17 protein-coding genes are annotated in these 26,746 nt (G+C 44.7%); 12 read left to right on the top strand and 5 right to left on the bottom strand.

Annotated elements, in window-relative coordinates:
- The 4 genes from ENI34_10735 to purL form a co-directional block, all read left to right on the top strand.
- The coding region (locus ENI34_10735; GenBank protein ID HEC79593.1) for an inositol-3-phosphate synthase at positions 1–829 on the top strand (829 nt) is incomplete at its 5' end.
- Positions 830–839: 10 nt separating this feature from the next.
- Positions 840–1,481, top strand: coding sequence for a dTMP kinase (tmk, locus tag ENI34_10730; GenBank protein HEC79592.1), 642 nt, complete (start codon positions 840–842; stop codon positions 1,479–1,481).
- Positions 1,478–3,019, top strand: a complete 1,542-nt coding sequence (locus tag ENI34_10725) for a S41 family peptidase (GenBank protein HEC79591.1) — start codon at positions 1,478–1,480, stop codon at positions 3,017–3,019. Before tmk ends, ENI34_10725 begins: the two co-directional genes overlap by 4 nt.
- A 125-nt stretch (positions 3,020–3,144) precedes the next feature.
- A complete protein-coding gene (gene purL, locus ENI34_10720) occupies positions 3,145–5,964 on the top strand; it encodes a phosphoribosylformylglycinamidine synthase subunit PurL (protein HEC79590.1) in 2,820 nt (939 codons plus the stop codon).
- A gap of 8 nt (positions 5,965–5,972) precedes the next feature.
- Here purL and ENI34_10715 read toward each other — a convergent pair whose 3' ends face one another.
- The 4 genes from ENI34_10715 to ENI34_10700 all read right to left on the bottom strand — a co-directional run bounded on the left by ENI34_10715 (position 5,973) and on the right by ENI34_10700 (position 11,958).
- Positions 5,973–8,651, bottom strand: a complete 2,679-nt coding sequence (locus ENI34_10715) for a hypothetical protein (GenBank protein HEC79589.1) — start codon at positions 8,649–8,651, stop codon at positions 5,973–5,975.
- A gap of 72 nt (positions 8,652–8,723) precedes the next feature.
- Positions 8,724–9,401, bottom strand: a complete 678-nt coding sequence (locus tag ENI34_10710; GenBank protein HEC79588.1) for a rhomboid family intramembrane serine protease — start codon at positions 9,399–9,401, stop codon at positions 8,724–8,726.
- Entirely contained in the window at positions 9,382–9,873 is a 492-nt protein-coding gene (locus ENI34_10705; GenBank protein ID HEC79587.1) for a 2-C-methyl-D-erythritol 2,4-cyclodiphosphate synthase, read from the bottom strand. Before ENI34_10705 ends, ENI34_10710 begins: the two co-directional genes overlap by 20 nt.
- A gap of 237 nt (positions 9,874–10,110) precedes the next feature.
- The gene (locus ENI34_10700; protein HEC79586.1) at positions 10,111–11,958 is read right to left on the bottom strand and encodes an amino acid permease; all 1,848 of its coding nucleotides are present in this window, start codon (positions 11,956–11,958) and stop codon (positions 10,111–10,113) included.
- Between the two features lie 107 nt (positions 11,959–12,065).
- Between ENI34_10700 and ENI34_10695 the strand changes: the two genes are divergently transcribed.
- From ENI34_10695 to ENI34_10680, 4 genes are read left to right on the top strand one after another with little or no spacing between them, the layout of a single operon-like run.
- Positions 12,066–13,064, top strand: coding sequence for an ATP-binding cassette domain-containing protein (locus ENI34_10695; GenBank protein HEC79585.1), 999 nt, complete (start codon positions 12,066–12,068; stop codon positions 13,062–13,064).
- A gap of 6 nt (positions 13,065–13,070) precedes the next feature.
- Positions 13,071–13,874 carry an ABC transporter permease gene (locus ENI34_10690; GenBank protein HEC79584.1) on the top strand — a complete coding sequence of 268 codons (804 nt, stop codon included), beginning with the start codon at positions 13,071–13,073 and terminating at the stop codon, positions 13,872–13,874.
- Positions 13,780–14,718, top strand: coding sequence for an ABC transporter permease (locus ENI34_10685; protein ID HEC79583.1), 939 nt, complete (start codon positions 13,780–13,782; stop codon positions 14,716–14,718). The genes ENI34_10690 and ENI34_10685 overlap by 95 nt, the downstream gene beginning before the upstream one ends.
- A 30-nt stretch (positions 14,719–14,748) precedes the next feature.
- The gene (locus ENI34_10680; GenBank protein HEC79582.1) at positions 14,749–16,185 is read left to right on the top strand and encodes a sodium/proline symporter; all 1,437 of its coding nucleotides are present in this window, start codon (positions 14,749–14,751) and stop codon (positions 16,183–16,185) included.
- Between the two features lie 35 nt (positions 16,186–16,220).
- Here the strand turns inward: ENI34_10680 and ENI34_10675 are convergent, their stop codons facing one another.
- A complete protein-coding gene (locus ENI34_10675) occupies positions 16,221–16,787 on the bottom strand; it encodes a hypothetical protein (protein HEC79581.1) in 567 nt (188 codons plus the stop codon).
- Between the two features lie 95 nt (positions 16,788–16,882).
- Between ENI34_10675 and mnmG the strand changes: the two genes are divergently transcribed.
- From mnmG to ENI34_10655, 4 genes are all read left to right on the top strand, one after another.
- Positions 16,883–18,748, top strand: coding sequence for a tRNA uridine-5-carboxymethylaminomethyl(34) synthesis enzyme MnmG (mnmG, locus tag ENI34_10670; GenBank protein ID HEC79580.1), 1,866 nt, complete (start codon positions 16,883–16,885; stop codon positions 18,746–18,748).
- A gap of 26 nt (positions 18,749–18,774) precedes the next feature.
- Entirely contained in the window at positions 18,775–19,815 is a 1,041-nt protein-coding gene (locus tag ENI34_10665; protein HEC79579.1) for a site-2 protease family protein, read from the top strand.
- Positions 19,816–20,012: 197 nt separating this feature from the next.
- A complete protein-coding gene (locus tag ENI34_10660) occupies positions 20,013–23,420 on the top strand; it encodes a tetratricopeptide repeat protein (protein HEC79578.1) in 3,408 nt (1,135 codons plus the stop codon).
- Positions 23,421–23,862: 442 nt separating this feature from the next.
- On the top strand, positions 23,863–26,746 hold a 2,884-nt coding region (locus tag ENI34_10655; protein ID HEC79577.1), incomplete at its 3' end, for a hypothetical protein.

Below are 26,746 nucleotides of genomic sequence, written 5' to 3'. Positions count from 1 at the left end.
TCCTGTTGTCAGGGGAATGACCCATGATGGATTGGGATATTATCTGTCCCAGATTATTGAAAAGGCGCCCGGTCCTACAGCGGATATCGTGGGACTTTTGAAACAGACGAAGACGGATGTGGTCATTAACTTTTTACCGGTCGGAAGTGAAGAGGCGACGAAGTGGTATGTCGAACAGGTGCTGACCGCCGGTTGTGCTTTTATTAACTGTATTCCGGTTTTTATCGCAAGCGAGAAATACTGGCAGGAGAGATTTATTGAGAAGTCCCTGCCGGTTTTAGGAGATGATATAAAGTCGCAGGTGGGTGCGACGATATTGCACCGGGTACTGGTTAACCTCTTTAACAGTCGTGGTGTAAAACTTGAAAGGACTTCTCAGTTGAATGTCGGTGGAAATACCGACTTTCTTAATATGCTCGAACGTTCAAGACTTCAGTCCAAGAAAATTTCGAAGACCCAGGCGGTGACTTCCCTTTTGAAGTATGATATCGGTGAGGAGAACATCTATATCGGTCCTTCTGATTATGTGGCGTGGTTGAAAGACAGAAAATGGGCGCATATGAGATTGGAAGGCAGAACATTCGGTGATGTCCCTTTGAACATCGAACTGAAACTCGAGGTATGGGATTCACCCAACTCCGCCGGAGTCGTCATTGATGCGATAAGGTGCGCCAAACTCGCCCTCGATAATAAACTGAGCGGAGCGATTATCGAGCCTTCAAGCTATTTTTTCAAATCACCGCCAGAACAGTATCCCGACTATATATGTCGTGAAAAGACCGAGAATTTTATTAAGAAATATGCTGTAAAGAGCAAAAAAAGACGTTGAGTGTTTTCTGATGCACGGCGTTAAACGCGGTGTTTTTATTAGTTTTGAAGGCGTCGAGGGTTCTGGGAAGACGACTCAAGCAGAGGCGTTGAGTGGCTGGCTTTCAGAAAAAAATATTCCTCATATCTTTGTACGGGAACCGGGTGGTACAGCGGTGGGAGAGGCATTGAGAAAGATTCTTTTGAATCCGGCATACAGGGAGATGCATCCCAAATGTGAGTTGTTCCTTTTCCTCGCCGCACGCAGTCAATTGACCTATGAAAAGATCCTTCCGGCGATTAGTGCAAAGAAGGTTGTTGTTGCAGATAGATTTTTCGACTCAACTTTCGCCTATCAGATTTATGCCCGCAACCTGCCCCGGCGTCTGGTTTCGATATTCAATAGATTCGCAACAGCCGGGATAAAACCTGATCTGACATTTCTTTTTGATATTGATGTTACAAAAGGACGTGAGCGCGGCGTTTTTGATGATCGGATGGAGACAGAAGATGTCGCGTACCATCAAAAGGTACGGAAGGGTTATTTGAAACTTGCGCACAGAGCCAAAAAGCGAATAAAACTGCTCAATGGAGAAAAGTCCATTGAACAATTGAAGAATGAAGTTATAGACTATGTGAAAGAACTTTTGGTAAGAAAGGGGTATCTGTTATGAAGAAAAAAATAATTATCCTGGTCGGCTTATCTCTTCTGTGTGGGATATTCATCGGTAGTGCTTTATGGGCAAAGTCGGATACATATACCCAGCTCAGGATTTTTAATAAAATTCTGAAAGAGATAGAAGGCAGATATGTCGACAGTATTCCTTCCGACAGTTTGATAATCGGAGCCATAGACGGAATGATTAATGTTCTCGGTGATCCGCATACCGATTATCTTTCAAAGGCGGAATATGAAGCGTTGATGATATCGACCAAAGGAGAATTCGGTGGTATCGGAGCGACGATCGGCAAACGTAATGACCAGATCACCGTGATTTCACCGCTTGAAGGAACACCTGCTTATCGTGCAGGACTGCTGCCCGGTGACGCCATCATAGAGGTGGATGGAGTTCCGACAAAAGGCAAAGGTGTTGATGTCGTGGTCAGGGAGATCAGAGGAAAACCAGGCACCAAAGTCGTCCTTACAATATCGAGGACTTCCATTAGTGAGCCGTTTGAAGTCGAAATAACAAGGGCGATAATAAAACTGGATGCTGTTCCTTACTTCGGGATGATCGACCACGAAATCGGTTATGTTCAGCTTGCAAGCTTCAGCCGGCGTGCTGATTCAGAACTCAAGGTGGCATTTGATTCTCTTTTTTCTCTCGGTGCCCAAAAAATAATTTTCGACTTACGGTTGAATTCCGGCGGCCTTTTGAACGAAGGGGTTATGGTGTCTGAGTTTTTCCTGCCGAGAAACGTCGATGTGGTGACGACAAAAGGAAGATTGGAGGGAAAAAGAGTTTTTCGTACGAAAAGGACTTATTCTTATGGTGATTTTCCAATGATCACCCTCGTCGACGGCGGTTCGGCATCCGCTTCTGAAATCGTCGCCGGTGCATTACAGGACTGGGAAAGGAGTTTGATAATCGGTACGAATACCTTTGGTAAAGGATCGGTCCAACACATAATTCCTTTTGAAGACAGTACTGCTCTGAGGATAACGACCGCAAGGTGGTATACCCCGTCGGGCAGGAGCATTGATAAGCCCCCAGAACTGCAGGGAACTGATTTGACTGATGAAGCCAAAGACAGTCTTGAACTCGAAAAAAAGGTGTTTACAACACTCGGGCCCTTGAAACGAAAAGTCTACGGCGAAGGAGGTATAACACCGGATATAGTCATCGAGCCTCCACAGATGACATCTCTGGAGACGGAGATATATACCAAGGGTTTGAACTTTGATTTTGTCGTTCAATATACGGCGTCACATAAGAATATCGATAAAAATTTCGAAGTTACTGAGTCAGTATTGGACGACTTCGCCGCTTTTCTTCTCAAGAAAGGGCTTGAATTCAACGAGGCGGAATTCGATTCGATCAAAGTCAATTTCAAGAAGAGATTGAAACAGGATATATATACGAATTTATGGGGATTGAAGGAAGGGTATAAAATACGGGTGGCGAATGATCCCCTGGTGAAAAAGGCAGTGGAAATGCTGAAGGAGGTGAAGACTCAACAGGAACTTTTTCGTTTCGTTAAAGGAAAATAGCACATCTTACAATATTCCGTATAACCTGCGGATGCTTTGGCTGCTGATAGTCTGTTTACTGGTCATAATAATAATTTCAATAAAGAAAATACAGATGGCAAAAAAGAAAGGTTTACGGACAGGCAATGAATAAAACAAAAGTCGGGGTACATCGTATTGAGATAAGGAGAAAAAATGACGTCCGCGGCGGTTTTGTAAAGAGCGAATTTCAGTCTTTTGGAATTACGGGGATCGACTCTGTTGAAGTACGGGATGTTTATTATCTCTACGGTAATCTCAAAAGAGAAGAACTGGAATTCATCGCCGGGGAATTGTTCTGTGACAGGGTTGTCGAGGAATATCGTTTTTGTGAACCTGAAGGTTTTGAGATATTATTCAACCCAGGGGTCAGTGATCCCCGGGAAGAGAGTATAAAGAAGGCGATCGCTGATCTGGGCATCGAGATTTTCAAAGCAAAGACGGCGACGAACTATCTCGTCAAAGGAAACTTCGATGATGAAGAGATGAAGAGATGCGCGGCTCTTTTTCTTTATAACCCCCTTATTCAGCACATAAAGTACGGAAAGGAATCTACCTACAAACCGGCTCCTTATAAGTTTCATATTCAGCAAATTGATCTGAATACCGATCTGGTCAAGATAAGCCGCGATATGGGTCTTTCTCTGTCAAAGATCGAAATGGAAAAGATAAAAGAATATTTCCAGCATGAAGGAAGACAGCCGACGGATGTGGAACTGGAGACCATCGCGCAGACCTGGAGCGAACATTGCCGCCACAAAACATTTCTGGGGAATATCGATTTCAACGGCGAGAGAATCGAGAATCTGTTGAAGAATACGATCATGAAAGCGACCAATGAGTTGAACAAACCATTCTGTTTATCCGTTTTCCACGATAATTCAGGGGTGATTGAATTTGATGAAGAGTACGGTGTCTGTTTCAAAGTTGAGACCCATAATCATCCTTCGGCGTTAGAACCTTATGGTGGAGCAGCGACCGGAATCGGTGGAGTGATTCGGGATATCCTCGGGACCGGTCGAGGCGCCAAACCTATTCTGGATACCGATGTCTTTTGCTTCGGTCCTCCTGATTTTGAATATCAGAAATTACCTGAGGGGATTCTCCATCCTCAGACGATAATCAAGGGGGTCATCCGCGGAGTCAGGGATTATGGAAACAGAATGGGAATTCCTACGGCGAGCGGCACCTTATATTTTGACGAAGATTTTTTGTATAATCCGCTTGTATACTGCGGATGCGTGGGTTTGATAAGAAAAGACCGCATAGATAAGGGTGCAAAACGAGGGGATGCTGTTTTGCTTGTCGGAGGTAAGACAGGGCGTGACGGTATTCATGGTGTGACGTTCGCTTCAGCAGAGCTCTCTGAAGAAGCGGAAAAGTCCTGTGTTCAGATAGGAAATCCCATTGTGGAAAAAAGGGTGATGGATTGTTTGTTGCGGGTCAGTGAAGAGGGACTTTTGAATTCCGTGACCGACTGCGGCGGCGGTGGTTTGTCGAGTGCTGTAGGTGAGATGGGAGAAGAGACGGGTGTCAGAGTGGAGCTCGATAAGGTACCTTTGAAATACGAAGGACTTTCACCACGTGAAATATGGATTTCAGAATCCCAGGAACGAATGATACTCGCCGTACCCCGAAAAGATCTGTCCCGCGTGATTGAATATTTTGAGAAAGAAGGAGTTGATGCTACGGTGATCGGTGAGTTTACCGGTGATAAAAGGTTGAGCCTCTTTTATCAAGGTGAACGGGTATGCGATCTGGATATGAAATTTCTCCATAAAGGTATTCCTATGCCGTTGAAAAAAGCGCGCTTGAAGAAGAAACCCGAGTCGGTTCTGGATATTCCCAAACCGATTGAATTCAATTCCTTACTTCTTAAGATTATCGGGGGATTGAATTCATGTTCCAAGGAGTGGGTTATAAGGGAATATGATCATGAGGTCCAGGGAGGAAGTGTGATCAAACCGCTCACCGGTAAAGGTGATTTCGGGCCCCAGGATGCTGTTGTCATAAAACCGAGATTTGAAAAAGACAGAGGGATTGTTGTGTCCTGCGGTATTAATCCGGGGTATGGAAGGCTCGATGCTTATAATATGGCTCTGTCGGTGATCGATGAAGCACTGCGCAATATGGTTGCAACAGGCGGGGATATAGAGCAGGCTGCTTTACTTGATAATTTCTGTTTTTCTTCGCCCGAAAGGGAAGAGGTATTGGGGGATATTGTGATGTCGGCGCGGGGTTGTTATGACGCCGCTGTCAGTTTCGGTGTTCCTTTTATTTCAGGTAAGGACAGTTTATATAATGAATGGTCGGATAATGAAGGCAGGGTTCATTTGATTCCCCCTACTCTTTTGATTTCAGCGATCGGAATCATCGAAGATGTGAAAAAGTGCATTACAATGGATTTGAAAGAAGAAGGCAGTGAACTTTATCTGATCGGTGTTACGAAAGAAGAACTCGGAGGGTCAGAATACTTTAAATATCTCGGTATTAAAGGTGGAAAGGTTCCAGGCGTGGATTTAAAGGCGGCGCCGGAGATTATGAGGAGATTGCATCGTGCAATCGAGCAGGGTCTGGTCCTTTCGTGCCATGACCTTTCAGAAGGAGGCCTTGGATTGTGTATTGCAGAAATGGCGATGAGTGGAGATATCGGAGCCGAGATAGATCTTGACAGGGTGGTCTATGACGGCGTTAAAAAACGCCATGATTTTATTCTGTTTTCAGAATCCAATACCAGATTTTTGGTTGAAATTTCAAGAGAAAAAGCAGTTGAATTTAAACAAATTTTTAATAATATACCACATACCAGAATCGGTTCGGCCATCAAAGAAAAAGAAGTTCGCATATTCAGCGGCACCAAGGAATTAGTACGTCTGCCGCTCTCTGTGATCGTGACGACCTGGCGGAGAGAGGTCTGTACCAGATGATATTTTATCTATCTCATTACAGCAATCTTTGCAATATCGTTTCCTCCGCCGTGCGTGATGAGGATACAGTAGTATAGACCACTGGCGACTTCTTTACCGTCCTGATCTGTGCCGTCCCACATAAATGCAGCATTCGGAGATGTAGGATCTTCGTCTGTGTAGCGACCGGGTAATAGCGTACCTTCCCTGGATTCTTTCTTGATCAGCCTGCCGTTTATTGAGTATATTCTGAATTCAACGATGTGGGACATATCCAGTTGAAATGGAAGATAGACGGTCTGATGCCGGGTAAGGAGGAAAGGATTGGGATAAGGGGTGAGAAAGAACGCTCCACCTTCAGCATGATAAGTACTCGGAGAAATATCAAAAGCAGCTAAGGCGTCGGGCCAGCCATAGCCCATACTGTCATTGGGAGCCTCAGCATAACTCGCCGTAGAGAAGAGTGCATACCTGATTGAATCGACATTCCATTGTGGATGTCCTTCCAATAACAGGGCACAGATTCCAGAAATCATCGCAGCGGCACCCGAGGTTCCGCTGGAATAGAGGTATGAATTTACTGAATCCGGATTCACCACAATCGGAGCATCGGACAGAGAGACGATCTCAGGTTTATGGACTGTATGGTCAGATGTAGGGAAGTATCCTGAATATTGCCAGCGGTTGAACAGGGTATCTATGCCTCCCACCGTGATGACACCTTCTGCATCACCGGGGATGACGATTCGGGGTACGGAGAAGTTACCTGAGGAATTTACTATGATCACGCCGCGTTTTGCAGCCTGGGAAGCCGCTATTGAAGCCGGTGATGTTCTTCCGTTGAATTCATCAGGCCAGCTGTACCATTCAGTATAACCGAGTGAGCTGTTGACTATATCCGCACCTCTGGATTCCAACCATTCCAATCCTGATATCCAGGTGTCTTCTTCAATGGGATATTCATAGGGTGGTGAGGTGTCGGGTTTTTCTGTTTTCGCGACTAAAAACTGCGCCGCCGGTGCGACTCCGATATAATTGTTTCGTGAATAACCACCGATTATTCCGAGCATCTTCGTTCCATGGTGTGGAAACCAATAATCCTTTTCACCGGGAGTGTAATCGTCGGTGATCGAATCACCACGGGAGCAGTAAAAATTCAGGATCCCGCTTGAGTTGGAACCCAGTGTCGGGAGATAAACAAATTCTTGATTTAAAGAGTCAATCGAGGAGAAGGTGATGCCGTCGTCGAATGAAGTTCTGAAGTAAATCTTTCCTGCTGAACTCCACATAACGGTTATTGTACTGTTGAATTTTTCAATGGATATTTTTTCTATGGAGTTGAATGCGTCCGAGAGAATTGTGTCTGTGAAGCTGTCGCCGAAATCTGTTGATCTGGCGAATGCTACTTTAAATAGCGGCACATCGGTTGCGTCTTTCCATACAAGAAAGATGGTGTCACCGGTATTTATTGCTTCAGCTGATTCCCCGTTTCCTATAGGTGTCCGGATGAATATGCTGTCTGAGACGGCTCCTTTTACCAGATACAGGGTGTCTTCTGGATAGGTGTGGTAGAAAACGGCGAGTTCGCTGTTGTTCGACAGTATCTTCGGTTCTTTAACAGATGACTGGCAGGAGTCGATTATTCTTTCCTGGATGAAACCGCCGGCATTGCCTTTGTTCAAATAAAGATAATTTTTCTGTTGATAGGTGATGTACACCGTGTCATTTACCTGAACCACTGAGGGCTGCCAGTAGCCCTGACCCGTGATCGAAGCCGAGGCGATGACGGTGTCGTGGTAAGCGATATATTTTATTCCGTAACGGTCTCGATAAAAGATGAACATTGTGTCGTTTCCACATACGTCGATTGCATTCACCCAGTTGTTGAAATTGTCGGTCAGTTTTATCAAAGGCTGCCACTGGTTACCTTCATCGGTTGAGTATGTATAGAATATGTCCCGTACCGGGTAGACCGAGTATTTGATGGTGTCACCTGAAAAAAACAGGTTGAGCCGTGATCCGGTTTTTAAGAAGGCGAGGTCACTGCATATCCCGCTCCGTTCTGTAATCGGTGTGTCTCCCATATATATCTGGTCACCGTCGATGAAATCGTGTTCTGCGATGACTCTCACATTGTCCAAAGCGGTGTGGACCCTTCTCAAGCCGGTATCGAGTATCCCGATCTTTATATTTGAACCGAATATCCCACGGTTGTGCAGACTGTCGATATTGAACATTTGCAATTGCTTATAAGTCAAGCCGAATAATTCAGTGTCTAATACCGCTGTTTCATTCTCAACAGGGGATTTGAAATACGCCACCGGCGTGATTTTGTAGACGAAATCGAGAGCCGCTATTTCGTCGATATCATCTTTTGCAATCCAGTAGCTTGCGGCATTGAGCCATTTTGATTTTCGCAGCCGCAGCCCTCCCAGTTCCTCGACCGCCTCGACATATTCCTCATTTAGCGGGATATCATCGTAGTCTATTACACCTCCTCTGAGTTTTCTCCTCTCAAGGGACAGCTTGTTCATCTTTTCTTTCACGGTTTGAAGCGCTTTGTGATAATTATCCGTGCTGATACCCTTGTCAGTAAAGTAGACCCAAACACGTACAAAGTCATTCTCATAACAACGCGGGTCAACTTTATTGAGAAGGGGAGTGCGGTAGCCGTATACAGCACAGAAGAGAAATAGAATTTTAATCATTATACCTCCTTTAGTTCATAAAGATCGATATTTCCGAAACATATAATTTTTTTAAATCTATATGTCTTGACATCATTGTATTGTGTATTCATAAGGTCCTCTTCTCTTTTTGAATTTAAAAGGAAGGGCAAGTAAAAGGCCGGCGATGAACCCGCCGATGTGTGCAAAATATGCCACACCGCCGCCTGCTGCGCCGATCGACGATAGACCCAGGAGAAACTGATATAAGAACCATATCCCGAGAAAGACAAGAGAAGGTAGATATGTCAGCCGTAGGAAAAACCCGAAGGGAATCAGGGCGAGGATTTTCGCCTTTGGAAACAACAGTACATAAGCACCCAGGACACCGGAGATCGCACCGCTTGCTCCGATCATCGGAATGGTGGAATTGGAAGAGGTTAGGCTGTGGAGTAGCGTCGCGGCGATTCCGCATATTAAATAAAAAAATATAAATTTGACGTGGCCTATCTCATCTTCCACATTATCCGCGAATATCCAGAGGAAGAGCATATTGCCGAAGACGTGCATGAAGCTTGCATGGATGAACATACTCGAAAAGAGCGTCATATAGGAGGATGCTCCTGTCGGGTGGAATATATGATAAGGAACGGTCCCGAACCGATTTATAAAATTGTGCAGGTTTCTGCCGAGCATCAGTTCGTATAAGAAAACGACGATATTTATCCCGAGGATAGTATATGTTACGATCGGTCGGGAATATGAAGGGATATCATCCTTCAGGGGTAGCATATAATCTCGTCACTTCACAAACAGCCCAGGCGGCGATCGCCTTTCCCTCACCGATATGACCGAGTCCTTCGTTTGTTTTTCCTTTTATAGAAATCATATCTTCTGAAATCTTCAATATCGTTGCTATATTCTTTTTAATCTTTTCTTTATAAGGTAGAATCTTCGGCGCCTCCGCAACAACGACCGCATCGATATTCTTGGGCAGAAGGCCTGAGTTTTCAAGGAATCTGCTTACTCTTTTCAGTATTTCGTTTCCTGACATATCTTTGTAACGTTCGTCATCCGGCGGAAAATGGAATCCGATATCCCCCAGGTTTGCGGCACCGAGGAGTGCATCGCAGATTGCATGGATCAGCACATCACCGTCAGAATGGCCGAGCAGGCCTTTGTCAAAATCTATCTCTATCCCTCCCAAGTATAATTTACGACCCTGAACAAGACGATGGATATCATAACCGATGCCTATCATAATCAATTTTATTCTTTAATTCGATAAAGTCAAGTATCTGGTTTGCCTGATTTACAAAATGATGAATATCAGACGATCCGCTATATTCTGTTTCTCCCGGATGAAACAGTACGGTTTATTTGTCGGATGTCATTGGATAGATATATTTTTTTTGATTCGATGATTTCTTAATTTGACAATTTTCAAATTGTCGAATTGATTACTACATTCTGATTGATTGTGAATTAAATCTTTCCGGGGTTAATGGCGTTTCCGTTTGCCCAGGAGTAAGATATCTCTGAGGTCATCTGTGGTTTTGGCGTTGAGCCATTGTCTGTCAAAATCATTCTGCTGGGTGAGCTGGGCAATAGCCATGAGCGCCCTCAGATGGAGGTTTCTCATATCTTTGGTACCGACGAGGATAAAGACGATATGTACGGGTTCTTTTGCATCAGGGAAGACGATGCCGTCTTTCGCCCGTACAAGGAGAACCTCGAATTTTTCAGTTCCTTTGATAACGATGTGGGGGATGGCGAGACCGGGACGCAGTGCGGTACAGGACTGTTTTTCCCGTTCAATAAACAGTTTCATTAATGTTTCTGTATTGACAGATAACCTCTCGTTTATTTTCTCGGCGGCGATTTTGATGAATTCTTTAAAGGTTATCCGATTGGGAATGTCTATGATCACCGCATCCTTGATCAGACGGTCGAATTCATCCTCAATTATCTGCTCCCGTTCTTTGACGATTTCACGCAGTTCGTCTTTTAATGTATCAGTTACAATCTGTCGATCCGTGATACGTTCGACAAGATACATAAGTGCTGAATCCCGGCTGATTGATCGTCTTACATATATGAAGTACCATAACAGTGCCGTCGTAATGAATAAGACGGTTATTATGAGTGTTTCTTTACCCATTTCAAAGATTAAAAATCCATAGCTGATGATGGCGAAGAGTTGGAGATACGGATATAAGGGAGCCCGAAACGATGGTTGATAATTCTGGAGTTTACTCTCACGCATTACGATTACAGCGAGATTTGCTGAGATGAAGAGCAGTAGAAGCATTGTGGAAGCCGCTTCGACTAATATCCGCAGGTTCAAGAATAGAATAATGGCGACCATGAATAGTGTAGTAAAGATTATCGCCGTATGTGGGGTTTTGAATCTTTTGTTGATTTTACGGAAAAATTTCGGCAGCAGATGGTCCCGACTCATCGCCATGGGATAGCGGGATGCCGACATGATTCCGGCATTTGCCGTGGAGATGAAAGCAAGTAGTGCAGCAATCGCGGTGATTATCACACCTTTTGTCCCCCAGAAAGTTCTTGCTCCATCGGAGATCGGTGTCAGAGAATTCTTCAGTATTGCGGGTTCAAGCACGCCAGTGGTGACGAGGATCGTTGAACCGTAGAGAAGCAATACGACGAAATAGGCCAGAATCATACCAAAAGGGATATTTATTTTTGGATTATGGATTTCTTCGGCGACGCTCGCCACTTTTGTCAGACCACCGAAAGAGATGAAGACAAGCCCGGCTGTGGACAGAACCGGGAAGAATCCATAGGGCATAAGAGGAGTGAACCGCCGGGGATCTATGCTGATGATTCCCCGCAGGACATAGAGTGAAAGAATTAGTACGAGGAACAGGACGAGAAAGATTTGCGTAATACCTGCTTCTCTGATGCCGAGGATATTTATACACATAAATATGAGACACAAGAAGACAGCAATGAGTTTTATTTGCCACATACTGAAACCCGGGTTAATGAGCAGGGTGAAGAGTCCCATTCCGACGAGGGCAAAGGCGCTTTTCAGGCTGAGTGAAAACCAGCTGGCGAATCCTGCGATTGTGCCGGTCGCGAATCCCATACTTCGTGTAATATAAAAATAATCGCCGCCGCTTTTGGGCATTGCGGTAACAAGTTCGATTGTGCTGAAGATCGAAGGGATGAATAGCAGACCGGCGATGATATACGAAAGAATCATTCCCGGACCAGCCCGGGCAAAAGCCAGACCAGGAAGGATAAAGAGTCCGGAACTGATCATCGCACCGGCGGCGATTGCAAAGACATCCAGCAAACCTAAGCCTTTTTTGAGTTTCATATCTTACTTATTATATATATATTTTAGGTCTTAGTCAATCTAAAAGCAGGCAGAGAGATAAGATATTCAGTCTTGCATAATACTGATAATTGAATAATATTATTCCTATGTCGAGAGAGAAGAACATCATAATCAAGGAACTGGTCAAGCTTTTCAAAAAAGGACGCAGTGACGAAGTCCGCGCCGTGGATCAGGTCAGTTTTGAAATTAAAGAAGGAGAACTCTTCGGTTTACTCGGTCCCAATGGTGCGGGAAAGACAACGCTCATCAAGTGTATATCAACCCTGCTTATTCCTGATTCTGGAACCGCAGTCGTGGGCGGTGCTGATGTTTTGAAAGATCCCTTAGGAGTGCGGCGTTTAATCGGGGTGCTGACCGGTGGAGAGAGGTCTTTGTACTGGAAATTGACACCGGTGGAAAACCTTAAGTATTTTGCCGCTCTGTATGGCGTGTCCAGGAAAAAGACCGCCGAGCGAATTGACTACTTGCTCGAATTGATGGATTTGAAGAATAAAGCCAATGAGAGGGTTGAAAAGCTGTCGTCAGGGATGAAACAGAAATTATCGATCGCCCGCACCTTGATTCATGATCCGCCCATTCTGTTGATTGATGAACCGACCCTGGGTCTGGATCCGTATTTTGCCAGATTCATCCGCGGTTTTATTAAAGATGAACTCCATAAAAGATTAGGAAAGACCATTCTCTTGACGACCCATTATATGGATGAAGCCGACGAGTTGTGTGAGCGTATTGCATTTATGTATAATGGAAAGATAAAGGCGCTCGATACACCTCTGTTGTTGAAGAAAAGATTACCTCAAGAACAGGTGCTGGAGGTTAAATGCCTCGGGATTATTGAACCGCAAATCTTTGATTCAATCCAGGGCTTTTCGAATATCCATATCACCAAGGATAACGGCTTCACCTATGTCAGACTCAGTACTGAAAACCCTGAAGAGGAATTGAGTAAGCTTATCAACAAAATCCGCGACCGAGCCAAGATATTATCTGTGATTGTCACTTCTCCGACATTGGAGGATGTTTTCGTCCACCTTACAGGCGCCAGCTTAAAGGACCACACAGGACAACGTGAAGGAGATAAATAGTTTATTATGAGAATCATCTTTGAAGAGATCAGAAAAGATTTGAAGATTCTCCTGGCATATCCCGCTGAGATCGCCTTCTGGATTATTTCACCGTTGCTCTGGGTGGTGCCTTTGGTGTTTCAAGGTAAGGCGCTTGTCGGCGGGCTGCAGAGTACGGCATTCAGCAACCTCGCCGGCACCGGCGAATATATTCCTTATGTTTTGATCGGAGGTATCTTCAGTACCTATATGTTCACCGCGGTATGGAGTATGGGTAATGCATTGCGAAATGAGATGTTCTACGGAACACTTGAGCATATCCTGTCGTCGCCGGTTAAGCCGGTATATATCCTTTTAGGAAAAGGGTTGTATAATTCAATACTTTCAACCGTCTTTGTCGTTATCCAGGTGTTGATCTGTGTTTTTATCTTCGGTCTGGATATAACTCTTCATAAAGTCGTCCCCATTATATTTTTTCTCGTTCTGTTGATGATCGGCCTTTACGGAGTTGGGTTTATCGCTTCGGCGCTTACCCTGCTCATAAAAGAATCCCAGGGTATTCTTCATCTTTTTGAGTACATCCTCTTTCTTTTCACGCCGATACGTTATCCGGTTGAAGTGCATCCGATCACCCGTGCGGTGAGTATTTTTATCCCGTTGACCTATGCTCTTGTCGCCTTGCGGGGAATCCTGCTCGGTATTGACTTTGATTTTTGGAAGAACAGTCTGATTCTTATTGCAATCGATGCGATCATTGTCCCGGTTGGTCTCTGGATTTTCATGCGGATTGAGAAGAGGACCAAGACAAAAGGAACATTGGCACATTATTAAAAGGAGGATAATGCAGAGAATCATTCATTATCTGCGTGCGATTAATGCCGAAAATATGAAAGAGTGGCGTATCGAGTGGAAGTATAAACCTGATTTCATCAGACAGTTTCTTGCTCCTTTTGTTTATCTGCTGCCTTATTTTCTCTACGGAGTTGCACTTCTCGGCGGCCGTTTTTCCGAACATCTCAGAAGTATGACCGGTGTGAGTGATATGATTGCGTATACATTCGTCGGTTATCTTATTATGGGTTTTTTGAATACCGCCTGCTGGGCAATGGGCTGGTCTTTGCGCAAAGAGCAGTGGTATGGAACGCTTGATACGATCTTCGCTGCACCTGTTCCGCGCTGGGTATATGTTGCGGGGATGGCCGCCCATTCTACATGCCATCAGGGTTTGATCATGCTTTTGCAGGCGGTCGTCGTCACCGTATTCTTTGCGATAGTCTTTAAGACCACCGGTATCGCCCTGATGCTGCTCATTGTCGCTTTGATGATTATCGGGCTTTATGGTCTGGGTGTATTGATAGCGGGTCTCACCATCGGTTTGAAACAGTGGTGGGTTATATCCGAGGCATTGAGTACTTTGATGATTATCGTCACTCCCATCGCCTATCCTCTCAGTGTCCTGCCGATTTTTTTGAGAAAGGTTTCATTGTTGTTACCCACAACCTACGGCGTAATGGGAGTGCGGCATCTCCTTCTTGGTGAGTATCTCGATATCAGTATGGGAACGATTCTTCTACGGCTCTGTTTGATTCTGATCATATGGGTCAGTTTTGGAATGGCAGTATTTTTGGCTATGGACCGCTACGGCAGGAAAAAAGGTTTTGTTTCTTTATATTAAAGAATATTTTATTATAAAAAGGGGGATGGAATGAACAACACTGTCATTATGGCCGAGTTTGTCATATATCTGGTGCTGATGTTGGGCATTGGTTTGTATTTCGCCCGGAAGAAGATGAGTCAGGCTGATTTTCATCTCGGCGGAAAGAAGATTCCCGGTTGGGCGCTTGCCCTTTCAGAACGGGCGACCGGTGAATCTGCGTGGTGTTTATTGGGGCTGACCGGTTTCGCATTCGCGTCCGGAGTTTCTTCAATCTGGATCGCCCTGGGTTGTGTTTCCGGAATCGTCGTATCCTGGCTCTGGCTCGCCCGTGGATTCAGAAGGGAAAGGGATAAATATGAAACCCTTACCCTGCCGGATTACTTCGCCGCAAAATACCGGGATCAGAGTAAGTTCATCCGCTGGTTTTCTTCTGTGATAATAATTTTCTTTTTTATTCTGTACGTTGCGGCACAGTTCAGTGGCGGCGGTAAAACCTTGAATATAACATTCGGTATTCCTGTAACTACAGGTATTATCATATCTGCAGTCGTCGTTGTTCTTTATGCAATGGCCGGCGGGTTTTTCTCAGTGGTGTGGACAGACGTCCTGCAGGCGATTCTGATGTTCATTACATTGGTTGTCACTCCGATCGTCGCTTTGATTGTTATCAGCCGCAGCGGTCTTTCAATGGGCAGCGCCCTTGCTGCCGCCGGCACCGGTATAAATTCGTGGACCGGCGGTGCGGTCGGCTTTGCCGTAGGAACATTGATCGTCAATAATTTTTCCTGGTTCTTCGGATATCTGGGAGGACAGCCTCAACTTGATGCCCGCTGGATGGCGATGCGCGGTGATAAAGAGGTTATGCTCGGGGCGCGGATCGCCATTGTGTGGACGATTCTTGCATATACAGGCGCCATTCTGCTGGGATTGTCCGCGATAACACTTTACGGCCAGGGTGCGGTTTCTGATCCGGAACAGATTCTTCCCTTTATGTTGATGAAACTGATGCCCGCCTGGCTCGCCGGTATTCTGCTCGCCGGTGCGGTCGCCGCGATGATGTCGACGGCTGATTCCCAGCTTTTGATCGCCACGTCTTCCATAAGTGAGGATGTCATCCATAAGGCGCTAAACAAAAAAGTGGATGACCGAAGATTGGTTTTGATATCACGTATCACCATTTTGATTGTGGGTATCGTAGCGCTCGTTCTGGCATTTACTTCGAAAAGTTTAATCTACACGATAGTACATTTCGCCTGGGCGGGTATCGGATGTTCTTTTTCTCCGGCGGTGATACTTTCCTTTTTCTGGAAACGTTTCAACGGCGCCGGAGTGATTGGCTCCTTGGTAGCCGGTTTTATCGTAACGGTATTGTGGATGATCACCGGATGGGATAAGATTATCGCTACGACATTCATCACTTTCATCGTCGCCTTCATCTGTGCGGTTATTGTTACACTGTTGTCGGCAAAGAAAGAAAAGGTTTAGAGGGAACTATTCCGGTTTTTTAAAACTACAATTGTTTATTTAGGCCTGCCGCAGCACTTCTTGTATTTTTTACCGCTGCCGCAGGGGCAGGGGTCGTTTCTTCCGACCCCGCTGAACCGAGTGATTTCAGCAGGACCTTTTCCAGTACTTTTTTTCTTTTTTGTTGGAGTCTTTTTAGCTGTTTTCTTCTTTTTGGGGAGTAATTTCAAAAAAGCCCGATTATGTTTTTTGACCTCTTTGATCAAAACCGAACTGTTGTGGATGTGTCCTTTTTCTTCCAGGAAACTTAACAGACCGGTCAGGGTCGCTACGGCGTTTTTCGACGATTCACCGGGAAAGGTCAGTCTTCTCGGTGCATATTCAAGCATAAAGTGCTGGATGTGTGATTGATGCAGTTCTTTTATTTCTTTGTGGAGTTCGAAGAAAAGATAATCCAGAAAACTTTTTACAAAATAATCGGCGTATTCTCGAGTTTTTTTTGTTCTGCTTTTGAAAAATTTGGAGTCCAGAAAGTCGCGGGTGATCGTATTGGTGAAATGCACAAGTCTTTTTTCACGCTTTCTCTCTTCTTTCTGTTTTTCCGTAATATCAGCCAATGCCATGATATAAGTATATCCACACAAACACTTCTGTCAATGGTTGTTTTTTCTGTCTAAACTTATTGATTTTCGGGGAAATTTCATTATATTTTATATATATGGGTTATGAGGGTCGGTTTGATGTTATTGTCGTGGGCGGCGGGCATGCCGGGATCGAGGCAGCCCTGGTTCCGGCGCGGCTCGGTTATAGTGTACTTTTGTTGACCTTGAACATCGATACGATCGGGCAGATGTCCTGCAATCCTTCGATCGGTGGTCTTGCAAAGGGACATCTTGTGAAAGAGGTTGATGTGCTCGGTGGACAGATCGGGATTCTCGCCGATCAGACAGCGGTTCAGTGCAGGATTTTAAATCGCTCAAAAGGGCCGGCGGTCTGGTCGCCGCGTTCCCAGAACGACCGTCTGCAGTATAAGGAACTCGCCCGCAAGGTATTGGAGAAGGAGCCGAATATCATCATAAAACAAGAAGAGGTGAGTGAAATTCTTGTTGAACACGATATGATATACGGAGTAAGGACCGCTATCAGCAATGAATATAAAGCAAAGGTGGTGATTCTCACCACCGGAACTTTTCTCAACGGATTGATGCATATCGGCTTGAAAAGTTTTGCCGGAGGCAGACTCGCCGAAGCACATTCTTCTTCTTTGAGTGATTCTTTAAAGAAGATCGGTTTGGCGCTCGGCAGGTTGAAGACCGGCACCTCACCGCGTATTGCCAAGAACAGTATTGATACTTCTGAACTACGGCGTCAGGATGGTGATGAAGAGCCTTTCTTGTTTTCATTCCGCAGCAGGGAATCGGTTTCCGAACAACTACCCTGTTATATCACCCACACAAACCGCAGGACGCATGAAATCATAAAGAAGAATCTTGATCGTTCGCCTCTGTATACAGGTAAGATCATCGGCACGGGCCCGCGTTATTGCCCTTCAATTGAGACAAAGGTCGTCCGTTTCGCGGACCGTGATTCGCATCTTGTCTTTATCGAACCTGAAGGTCGCAGCTCCGGTGAATTCTATCTTAACGGCCTCGCAACATCCCTGCCGTATGATGTTCAGATTGAAATGCTTCATACAATTCAAGGCCTGGAGAATGTGGAGATCACCCGTCCCGGTTATGCCGTGGAATACGATTTTGTTTTTCCCATTCAGTTATACCCGAGTCTCGAGACCAAAATAGTGAAAAATCTTTTCTGCGCCGGTCAGATAAACGGCACATCGGGGTATGAAGAAGCCGCCGCCCAGGGATTTATGGCGGGCATTAATGCGGTCCTTAAGCTGCGTGATGAAAAGCCTTTTATCCTGAAACGATATGAGGCGTATATCGGTGTGCTTATAGATGATTTGACCACCAAGAATACCGAGGAGCCGTATCGGATGTTTACTTCCCTGGCAGAGCACAGGTTACTTTTACGCATTGATAATGTAGCTGATCGATTGATGCATTACGGTGTGAAATACGGTTTGATAAAACCAGAGGAGTATGAACCGTTCAAAAAAGAGAGAGAAGAGGTCGACGCGGCACTGGAAAAGGTCAAGAGCGTCGTTGTTAAGCCGGAGACCGCGAATCCTGTTTTACGAGCGAAAAACGAGAAAGAGATACCGGAAGAGCGCGGCGGCCAGACCCTTTTTCAACTCCTTAAAAGGCCGGGTATTCACTATCAGGATATCATGCAGATGGGCGGGTTGGAATTCACGGCAGATGTCGGACGGCGCCTGGAGATCGAAACAAAATATGAAGGTTATATAAAAAGGGAAGAAGAGTTGATCGAACGCCTTCAAGAACTTGAAAGGGTGCGCATTCCCAGGAATTTCAGTTATTCGGAAATCAAAGGATTGTCGAATGAAGCGAAGAGTAAATTGAATGATGTAAAACCGGTGAATCTCGACCAGGCATCGAGAATTCAGGGTATCGGTCCGTCAGACATTCTTCTTTTGTTGCTGCATCTTAAAAGAAATGGTTGAATCCGTTACTCATAAAGAGGATTGATATGTTTACTGAAGTCGAAGAGATACTGGATTTTCTTCAGTATAAAATGTCGATTGAAGAAGTGACAAACGAACCGATGATGACCGCGGTTAAAGGTGTGCTCGCTGCTCCGCTTGAGCGGACAATTCGGGAAATAAAAGAATATTTTTCTCAGACTGAATATACCCCCCTGTTTGATATTGAGGATGAAAAACATATTGTCCGCTTCGGAATATTCAAAAAGGTCGAGGACAAACCTAAATATTGGCTCAATATAATTCTTTTCATCGCCACGATCGGTTCAACGATATTCGCCGGTTATTTGAATTCAGGCAGTATTTCCGGTGGTGTTGTATTCTCTTTTTCGATAATGGCGATTCTCACCTGCCATGAATTAGGCCATTATTTTGTTTCCAGAAACGCCGGGATGATTACGACCCTCCCTTATTTCATTCCGATTCCTTTCCATTTTATCGGCACCTTCGGAGCAATCATCAGGATGAAGTCCATTGTACCGTCACGCAGTTCTCTTTTACGAGTGGGAATGGCAGGGCCGCTTGCCGGTTTCATCGTCGCCCTTCCCATAACGATTATCGGAATCGCCCTATCCAAAGTCACGGTAGTTCCCCAGGGTGGTGGTTTTTTACAGCTTGGCGACTCATTACTGTTTTATCTTCTCACGAAGATTATTCATCCAGCCATGCCGCCGAATGCTACAGTATTACTTCATCCGATGGCTTTCGCCGGGTGGTTGGGGCTTCTCGTGACATCGATGAATCTTATTCCTGTGGGGCAGCTCGACGGCGGTCATATCGGGTACAGTCTTTTTTTAAAAAAACGTCGATTTATGTACATTCCTATCGGTGCAATTCTCGTCGCGCTGGGGTTTTTATGGTTCGGCTGGTTTATCTGGGGAATACTGGCGTTTTTCTTCGCCCGACGCGATCCGATAATCCAGGATGCAATCACACCGTTGAGTGACAGGGAAAAGCGCGCGGCATTAATCCCTCTGTTTGTTTTGATCCTCAGTTTTGTACCCCAGCCGTTTGTATATATACCTTGACATATACTGGATTTTTGATAAAATTACACAATTGATTTTTTAAATGACATCGAGGTGCTTATCGAAACAACTTCTGAAGTCATTGACTACAATATTTCATACAGCATATACATCGGGTCAAAAAATAATTCTCTACCGATAGGTAGACTCTTCCTTTCATTAAAAGAAAAGCCGTTGGTAATAATTAAAGGTTGAATATGTTGATTTCCCGAAACAGCAGCAGAAAACCCATTACCACTTATCGCCGACTTTTGAACAGGGAACCGTTGCCGTTCATCGGTAGAAATGAAATTATGCTTGAATTACGGGAGCATTTCAACAGAGTTTTTGAAAACGAGGGCCGGGCTGTATTAATATACGGCGAGAGCGGTGTCGGAAAGACGAGGCTGGTTGAAAAATTTCTGGATGGTATCAGTCAATTCGAGTTTTTTACTTTCAGGGTGAAAGCTCATGATACTGACAACTATTTTATTGAACCTTTTAATACAATCATCGAACAGTCCCTGCAGCATTTTGATTATAATACTCGGATAATCACGAACTTCATCACTATGGATAATGCCCCCGTGATTTTTAAGATATTACCGCAATTAAAGGTGTTCTATCCCATGGAGATAGAACCGGCTGCAGCCACTGAACTTGAGTTGTTTTCCGCCGTCTACCAGGTCATTGAAAATATTTCAAGATTGAAACCCACACTTATTTTTATTGATGATGCCCATCTTTTACAACCTTCGGCAAGGAAACTTCTTGAGTTCATAATAGAGAGGATCAGTGACAAACCCCTGTTCTTCATTCTATGTTTTACCGACGGAATGAGGGGTGGATTTAAAAGCTCTCATTTCTCCCTGAATGAAAAACTGAACTTATTTCCTGTCAGGCTCGAAAGACTTCCCCTGGGTGAGACCGTGAGATTGGTCTGTTCGATCTTTCAAGAGGATTTGTCGTCCAAGTTTTGCCGTTGGATTTATGATATTACCAGAGGAAATCCGTTTTTTATAAAAGAACTGCTGAAGGAATTGTGTGGTAGTAATGTGCTCTCTTTTTCTGAAGAAGATAAAAGATGGAAGATCAAGAGAGGCTACAGAAATATAAAGATGCCTCACAGTTTGAAGAAAATATTCGCCCGCAGGATAAAGAAGATAGATAGAGAAGAGGTTTCATTCCTTGAAGTTTCTTCGTTGTTGGGAGAACAGTTCGATCCTGATTTGGTGAGGAAAGTTCTACGTCTGTCAAAGAAACAGATGGAAGGAATCCTGGCGAAACTCTACGAACGTTATTTAATCCCCGTTATAGAGACAAATTGCGTTCAGTTCCTGCATCCTATCCAGCAGGAAGTAATACGGAAGGATATTCCACAGAAAAGAAGGCGTATTCTCCATCGACATATCGCCAGAATTTTGGAAAAAGCCGTTCCTTACGAATTTAACTTAAGAGCCCGGCATGCAACGGCGTTGCTTCTCAAAAGAGAGATTAATATGAAGTTATGCCGTCTGGTATTCAATGCAGCCAGAATGCAGGAAAACAAAGGCGACCTGGCGAGCGCCTGCAGTTATTATAAATTGGCTCTGGCAATGATCAACAGATGCAAAAAAGAATATTCCCTCGGTGCGGTGATTATAAAAGCACACTTCTATATTCTGGAGCAGACTTTAAATGACAAATTTGTTGATTCTGATGAGGCGTCGGATATCACACGTCGGCTTATCCGTTTCGGACTCATCCGGTTGGCTGTCGATCTATACATAGCCGCTTATCGCAGCCTATATAATCAATTTCGTTTCCGAGAGGCGGAAAAGTATATAAAGAAAATATTCGTGATGCTCGGTAGTTATAATATCCCTAAAAAGATAGTATTTCGTTTGAAAATAAGTCATTGTTTCGTCTTGAGACGCATCGGTAAGGTTGAAAAAGCCCGTACTATGATCAAAAGATTACTCAAGGAATATACTCCTGAGGATAACTTCGTTGCATTCAGTTACGGTCTCAATACGCTCGGTCTGATATACTATCGGGAAGGGAATTATGAAACCGCTTTAGAACATTTTAATGAGTTGATTACTATTGCGGAGAGATTCGGCCATTCCGGTATAAGAGCGGTTGCACAGGTGAACATCGCTTCGACATTTTCCAAAATGGGTCGTTTCAAGGAAGCTTATGAATTGTTTTCATATTATCAGCAGATGATTTATACCAGCGGCAGAGAATATAAATTACCCATTCTCTGGGAAGCTATGGCGATCTGCACTTACTTTGAAGGGAAATATGATGATTCCCGAAGGTACTTTGATAAAGCGATTGAATGTACGGGTAAGGAATATCACAGATTTTCCTGTAATATCGGCAAAGCCAATACTCTGATCGAATCGGGCCGATTGAATGAAGCTTACGCGATTTTGAAAGAATACTCCACTACGGTTCCTGATGTGGATGGCCAGGAGGAATGGATTGTTAATCTTCATATTTTATGGGCGAAATATTATTTAAGGTTGAAGGAATATAAGAGGATGAAGGGTTTTATAACTAAGGCGCTTAAATTATCGGCAAAATATGGTTTAAACATTGAATTTGCGATGGCTCTGATTTTAAAGGGTATTATGGACCACCTGGTTGACGGTAAAAAGTCGTCTTTAAGCAATGTTAGGAAAGGAACAGAGATTTTGAAAAAGCATAAGGCGTTCAGTTGTTTAGGGTTGATGCTTTGTGAGACCGGAATTTTTTTGCAGGATGTCGGGATATTCAAGGAAGGTATAGCGGTGTTGAATAAAATAAAAGCGGTGCCGAAGGCGGTTGCTTATATTCGATGGAGTCGGAATACAGGATTATCGGAGAAGATTACTCTGCCGTCTGAAAGAGAAAGGTTGGTGGTAAGATCTTTCGGGGGGCTTAAAGTAAGTCGTTCCGAGAAGATGGATGTTTTAACGAGCCGCGAATGGAAATCAGCGAAGGCACGTGAAATGTTTTGTCTATTATTGGTCGGCACAGAGACAGGGGGGATGACCTGGGAGGAGCTTGCATTGATTCTCTGGCCTGAGTTCGGTACCAGAGAAGCCAGGAACAACTTCCATTTTACTCTTTCGACATTACGTGAGGTGCTCGGTGCCGGTTATATCATTCATCAGGATAAAGTATATTTTGTTGATAGAGAAAAAATCGGCTTTGATTTATGGACTTTTGAAAAGCGATATCAGAAATATAAACAGAACTTGAGATATAATAAAATACATCAGGCACAGAAATATGCGGATGAGGCACTGAAAATCTCGGCGGGTAATTTTCTGCCTGAATTCCATAATCGAATCGTCGAGACGAAACGTTTACAGATAAATTCCAAGATTGAAGAATTGACAATCTGGCTCGCAAATCGTTTTTGTAAAAAATTTGAGTATTTTGAAGCGATACGATGTTGTTATCGACTTCTGGAAAAAGATCCGATAAATGAGACGGCACATCGGATAATTATTCATTCTTATGTTGAATTGGGAGAGAGAGTAAAAGCCTTCCGTCAATACGAAAGGCTCGTTTCCATCCTTAAAAACAGCGTAGGGATAGAACCTTCAATCGAGACAAAAAAAATAATCGAAAAAATAAGGGGTCTCCATTAGCTTTTGATTTCCTTTACTGTTTTTTATAATTTGTTTTTGGTTCTATTCTAATAAAATTCTAATAACAACAAACTATAATTCTATGTGAAAATTTCTTTATGTCCCAGATGCAATTTTTTCGGTGACGGAAACCAGAATTATTGTCCTTTATGCGGTTGCAGATTAATCTCAGAATGTCCTGAATGCGGTCACACCATCGTGAATCCCCTGTCTTACTACTGCAGCAGTTGTGGTTATGAATTCAGAAAAGTGGTTTTATCCACCAAGAAAAGCAGGGTGAAGAAGAGATAAATCGAAAAGTATGATATTTCGATGTTCAACCGGATTTGTTATAATTCCCGTCGAGAATGAATTTTTCGGGTTAATGCCCGGATCTTTGAAAAAAAGGGGGTAATGTCAAACTTAAAAAAGAATGGGATAAGTATGGTCGAAAGGAGAGAAAATGAATAAAAGACCTTTGTTCTTAAGCGTTTTTTTTATGATTGTATTAACGGCTGTTGCTTATAGCCAGCATGGTTTTTCCATTGGTACACCTTCAGAGCGTTCAGTACCGCAATTGCTCAATTACCAGGGATATCTGACCGATACCCTGCAGATCCCGCTTGATGACACGCTGGATATGGTCTTCAAGATTTATGATGCATCAAGCGGTGGTAACGAGTTGTGGAATGAAACCCAGACCGGCGTGATCATCGAACGCGGGGTATTCAGTGTGTTGTTGGGGAGTGTGAATGCGATACCGGATTCGGTTTTCACCGTCGATACGGCGCGCTGGTTGGAGTTGACTGTGGGAGGAGAGGTCTTGTCACCGCGCACGCGGATTACATCAGTGGGTTATGCCTATACTGCGACCTATTCAGATACTGCGGAGTATGCGCGTAATGCAACGGCGGACAATGATTGGACCAGAGGTAGTGCGCCGCTCGATTCAGTGCTCTTTACCGCTGATTATCTCGGTATTGCCCGGGGCGGAGCAGGTAATATGCTTTTTGGTAATGATGTTTATACCCACACAAATCTTGGTATAGCCTGCACCACAGGCACCAGCGGGGAAGATTTAGTCTACTGCACTGTAACTGGAGGATATGGAAATATCGCCGCCTGGAATGGAGCGACCATCAGCGGCGGGAGCAGTAACACTGCTGATAGTGCGTACGCTGTAATCGGCGGCGGCGAGAGTAATACAGCAAGCCATTGGTATGCAACGATAAGCGGCGGCTGGAACAACAGTGCTGAAGACGCCTGTGCTACGATCGGAGGTGGCCAAGATAATACAGTCATTAACCGATATGCCACAATAGGTGGTGGTGAGAGTAATGAGGTTTCTGGGAACTACGGTGTGGTCAGTGGTGGAGATAATAATAATTGCTCGGCTTATTATGGAACAATCGGGGGTGGAAGCCAGAATTATGTTGGAGGTAGTTATTCGGCGATTCTCGGTGGTTATGCGGATACGATTACTACGGGTGCTGGTTATTCTTACCTTTTCGGTATCGCCGGCAAATTAACTCAGGATTCGACCTTTATGGTGGATATGCCGCATATTCGGTTCGGCGACGAGTCTACAGGCTATGAGTTTCCGGCGGCTGACGGGGCTGCGGATCAGGTGATGGTGACAGACGGCAGCGGCCAGCTTTCCTGGACCAGTGGTTCTTCCTGGTCTAAGTGGACAGTGTCCGATTCAGTACTGTATACGAAGAACAGATGGGGTGTTGCTCGGGGTGGAGCCGGGAATGTGCTTTATGGAACCAATACTTATACCCACACGAATCTTGGGGGGTTTCAATGCGCCACCGGTGTGGATGGCGAGAACTATTCTTATATCACTGTCTGCGGTGGTTATAACAATAGGGGTGATTCTTCATATAGTACTGTTGTCGGCGGCTATCAAAACCGTGCCTATGGGGCATCTTCTTTTGTAGGTGGTGGATCTGGTAATACTGGCGGTGGTTATCAATCATTTATTGGTGGTGGAGCCAGTAATACCACCAGCCACAGTCATACAGTTGTTGCTGGCGGGCTCAGCAATGATGCGGGTGGTGATTATTCGGTTATTTCCGGTGGAAGAGATAATACTGCCGGAGCATACGCTGCTGTTGTGGCTGGTGGAAGGAATAATTCCGCCGACTATAATTATGCAGTAATATCAGGTGGATATAACAATACAGCAGGTAGTCCTTATGCAGTCATAGGGGGTGGAAATGCTAATTTTATCGAGTCAGCTTATTCAGCGATTCTGGGTGGCTATGCGGATACAATTGCTGCGGGTGCTAGTTATTCTTATCTTTTCGGTATTACCAGCAAATTAACTCAGGATTCGACCTTTATGGTGGATATGCCGCATATTCGGTTCGGCGATGAGTCTACAGGCTATGAGTTCCCGGCGGCTGACGGGTTTGCAAACCAGGCGATGGTGACAGACGGCAGCGGCCAGCTTTCCTGGGCAGATATAGAGGATAATGATTGGATACGGGGTAGTCCAGACAGTGTTTTATTCACCACCAAAGCACTTGGTGTTGCCCGTGGTGGAGTCGGTAATATTCTTTACGGTGATTATGTGTATCGTCATCTTAATTTCGGAGGATATGCCTGTACCACAGGAACGGACGGTTCTAACTGGACTTATTTAGTGATATGCGGCGGTTATGGGAATCTTGCTGATTCAAGTTATGCTGCGGTTGTAAATGGTATAAGAAACAAAGCAAGAGGTCAATATTCTTTCATCGGTTCAGGACACTACAATTACACTACAGGACAGGCATCGGCTGTATGCGGTGGCCGCAGCAACGAGGCGGATGGTTTTCGTTCGTTTATCGGCGGTGGATATAGCAATGAAGCAGGAGATTCTCCGTCAGATACTGCTGCGGTAGTATCCGGCGGTTGGGACAATTCGGCGACTGCGAGATATAGTTTTGTCGGTGGTGGTAAGAACAATAATGCCCGTGGTTTATACTCAGTGGTCAGTGGTGGTGGAGGTTCAACTGCTGCTGATTCCAATTCTGCCCGTGGTGATTATTCTGTGGTCGCAGGTGGCAGTGGAAACATTGCGACTAATTCTTATTCAACAGTAAGTGGAGGAGGTGACAACACTGCCGGCGGTTCTTATTCGACGGTCAACGGCGGCTGGAGCAATAGTACAGCTGGAACTTCCTCGATTGTGGGCGGTGGATATATGAACAAGGCGAATGGTTATACATCGGTTGTTGCAGGCGGAAGGGTTAATACTGCCAATAATTACTATACCGCGATTTGCGGCGGTTACGCCGATACGGTTAACGGTCATTACAGCGGTGCCCTTTCCGGATACAGTAATCTCGCCGGTGACG

The organism is candidate division WOR-3 bacterium (assembly GCA_011052815.1).
Lineage (GTDB): Bacteria > Hydrothermota > Tepidihabitantia > SM23-42 > SM23-42 > DRIG01.
This window is presented reverse-complemented; position numbering and strand designations above follow the sequence as displayed.